The 2,929-nt window shown below is 62.0% G+C and carries 3 protein-coding genes; all 3 read left to right on the top strand.

What is annotated here, in order from left to right; genetic code table 11:
- Positions 1-49: 49 nt before the first annotated feature.
- A complete protein-coding gene (locus tag KGB07_RS26540) occupies positions 50-1,171 on the top strand; it encodes a Re/Si-specific NAD(P)(+) transhydrogenase subunit alpha (protein WP_046042646.1) in 1,122 nt (373 codons plus the stop codon).
- 11 nt (positions 1,172-1,182) lie between these two features.
- On the top strand, positions 1,183-1,533 hold the full coding sequence (locus KGB07_RS26535; RefSeq protein ID WP_046042645.1) for an NAD(P) transhydrogenase subunit alpha: 351 nt from the start codon (positions 1,183-1,185) through the stop codon (positions 1,531-1,533).
- Positions 1,530-2,929, top strand: a 1,400-nt coding sequence (locus KGB07_RS26530; RefSeq protein ID WP_223467070.1) for an NAD(P)(+) transhydrogenase (Re/Si-specific) subunit beta, incomplete at its 3' end; no start/stop codon positions are given. The genes KGB07_RS26535 and KGB07_RS26530, both read left to right, overlap by 4 nt.

The following is a 2,929-nucleotide window of genomic DNA, read 5'->3' as shown; positions in this document are numbered from 1 at the left end:
CATCCGTAGTGCATGGGTTTACTCTATAAGATCACGCAGGAGATTTGACGTGCACATTGGTGTTCCTCTCGAAACCCAGACCGGTGAAACACGGGTTGCTGCAACCCCGGAAACCATCAAGAAGCTGATCGGCCAGGGCCATAAGGTCACTGTTCAAAGCGGCGCCGGCATTAATGCCAGCGTTGTCGACAGTGCCTATGAAGCGGCAGGCGCAACCATTGGCGGCGCCAATGACGCGTTTGGTGCAGAGCTGATTTTGAAGGTGGTCGCCCCCAGCGACAGCGAGCTGGCGCTGATTAAAAGCGGCACCGTTGTAGTGGGGATGCTCAACCCGTTCAGCAACGAAACCATCGCCAAAATGGCCGAATGCGGCATTACCGCCTTTGCCCTGGAGGCTGCGCCTCGCACCTCCCGCGCCCAAAGCCTGGATGTGCTGTCCTCGCAAGCCAACATCGCCGGCTATAAAGCCGTGTTGCTGGCCGCTCACCACTACCCGCGTTTCATGCCGATGCTGATGACTGCTGCAGGCACCGTGAAAGCAGCCCGCGTGCTGATCCTCGGTGCCGGTGTGGCCGGCCTGCAGGCCATCGCTACGGCGAAACGCCTGGGGGCGGTGATCGAAGCGTCTGACGTGCGTCCTGCGGTAAAAGAGCAGATCGAATCCCTGGGCGCCAAGTTCGTCGACGTGCCGTACGAGACCGACGAAGAGCGTGAATGCGCCGTCGGTGTCGGCGGTTACGCCCGCCCGATGCCGGCCAGCTGGATGCAGCGCCAGGCCGCGGCCGTGCACGAACGCGCCAAGCAGGCTGACATCGTGATCACCACTGCGCTGATTCCCGGTCGCAAGGCACCGACGCTGCTCAGCGCGGAAACCGTGGCCCAGATGAAGCCGGGTTCGGTGGTCATCGACCTCGCGGCAGCCCAGGGCGGCAACTGCCCGCTGACCGTGGCCGACCAGGTGGTCGTCGAAAATGGCGTGACCATCGTTGGCCCGACCAACCTGGCCAGCGCCGTGGCGGCTGACGCTTCGGCGCTGTACGCCCGCAACCTGCTGGATTTCATGAAACTGTTGTTCGATAAAGAAGGACAACTGGTGATCAACCTTGAAGACGATATCGTCGCCGCGTGCCTGATGTGCCGCGACGGCCAGATCGTGCGCAAGAACGGCTGAGGATAAAAACAATGGAAGACATGCTGATCTCTCACGGTATCTACAACCTGATCATCTTCGTGCTGGCTATCTATGTCGGCTACCACGTGGTCTGGAACGTCACACCTGCACTGCACACGCCACTGATGGCCGTGACCAACGCCATCTCGGCCATTGTGATCGTCGGCGCCATGCTCGCCGCCGCCCTCACCGTGACTCCGCTGGGCAAGACCATGGGCACCCTGGCCGTGGCCCTGGCCGCGGTCAACGTGTTTGGTGGCTTCCTGGTGACCCGCCGCATGCTGGAAATGTTCAAGAAGAAAGCGGCCAAAGCTCCGGCTGCCAAGGCCGCAGCAGTCAAGGCCGAGGTGCAGCAAGCATGAGCATGAACCTGGTTACGTCCCTGTATTTGATCGCCTCGGTCTGCTTCATCCAGGCGCTCAAGGGCCTCTCGCACCCCACCACGTCGCGCCGCGGCAACCTGTTCGGCATGCTCGGCATGGGCCTGGCGATCCTCACCACGGTCGGCCTGATTTATAAACTAGGTGCCGAGCTGGCCCAGGACGGTATCGTCTACGTGATCGTCGGCCTGCTGATCGGCGGCACCGCCGGTTCGATCATGGCCAAACGCGTTGAAATGACCAAGATGCCCGAACTGGTCGCCTTCATGCACAGCATGATCGGCCTGGCGGCGGTGTTCATCGCCGTGGCTGCCGTGGTCGAGCCGCAGTCGCTGGGTATCGTCCAGCAACTCGGTGACGCGATCCCGGCCGGTAACCGCCTGGAACTGTTCCTCGGTGCCGCCATCGGTGCAATCACCTTCTCCGGCTCGGTCATTGCCTTCGGCAAGCTGGCCGGCAAGTACAAGTTCCGCCTGTTCCAGGGCGCACCGGTACAGTTCAGCGGCCAACACAAGCTGAACCTGCTGCTGGGCCTGGCCACACTGGGCCTGGGCGTGACCTTCATGCTCACCGGCGACTACACCGCTTTCGCCGTGATGCTGGCCCTGGCCTTCGTGCTCGGCGTGCTGATCATCATCCCGATCGGTGGCGCGGACATGCCTGTGGTCGTGTCGATGCTCAACAGCTACTCCGGCTGGGCTGCGGCGGGTATCGGCTTCTCGCTGAACAACTCGATGCTGATCATCGCCGGTTCGCTGGTGGGCTCAAGCGGTGCGATCCTCTCGTACATCATGTGCAAGGCGATGAACCGCTCCTTCTTTAACGTACTGCTCGGCGGTTTCGGCAATACGACGGATGCGGCCGGCCCGGCCGGTTCGAAAGAAGCCCGCCCGGTGAAATCCGGTTCGGCTGACGACGCGACCTTCCTGCTGACCAACGCCGACACCGTGATCATCGTGCCGGGCTACGGCCTGGCGGTAGCGCGGGCACAGCATGCGCTGAAGGAACTGACCGAGAAGCTGACCCATCGCGGCGTGACCGTGAAGTATGCGATCCACCCGGTTGCCGGTCGTATGCCCGGCCACATGAACGTATTGCTGGCCGAGGCCGAAGTGCCTTACGACCAGGTGTTCGAGATGGACGACATCAACTCCGAGTTCGGCCAGGCCGACGTGGTGCTGGTGCTGGGCGCCAACGACGTGGTCAACCCGGCCGCGAAGAACGATCCGAAATCGCCGATTGCCGGCATGCCGATCCTCGAAGCGTTCAAGGCCAAGACCATCATCGTCAACAAGCGCTCGATGGCCAGTGGCTACGCCGGTCTGGACAACGAACTGTTCTACCTGGACAAAACCATGATGGTGTTCGGCGACGCTAA

It is taken from the genome of Pseudomonas sp. GL-RE-26, assembly GCF_019956275.1.
GTDB lineage: Bacteria > Pseudomonadota > Gammaproteobacteria > Pseudomonadales > Pseudomonadaceae > Aquipseudomonas > Aquipseudomonas grandcourensis.
Note: the sequence above shows the minus strand (reverse complement) of the source record. Positions and strands in the feature narration are given on the sequence as shown.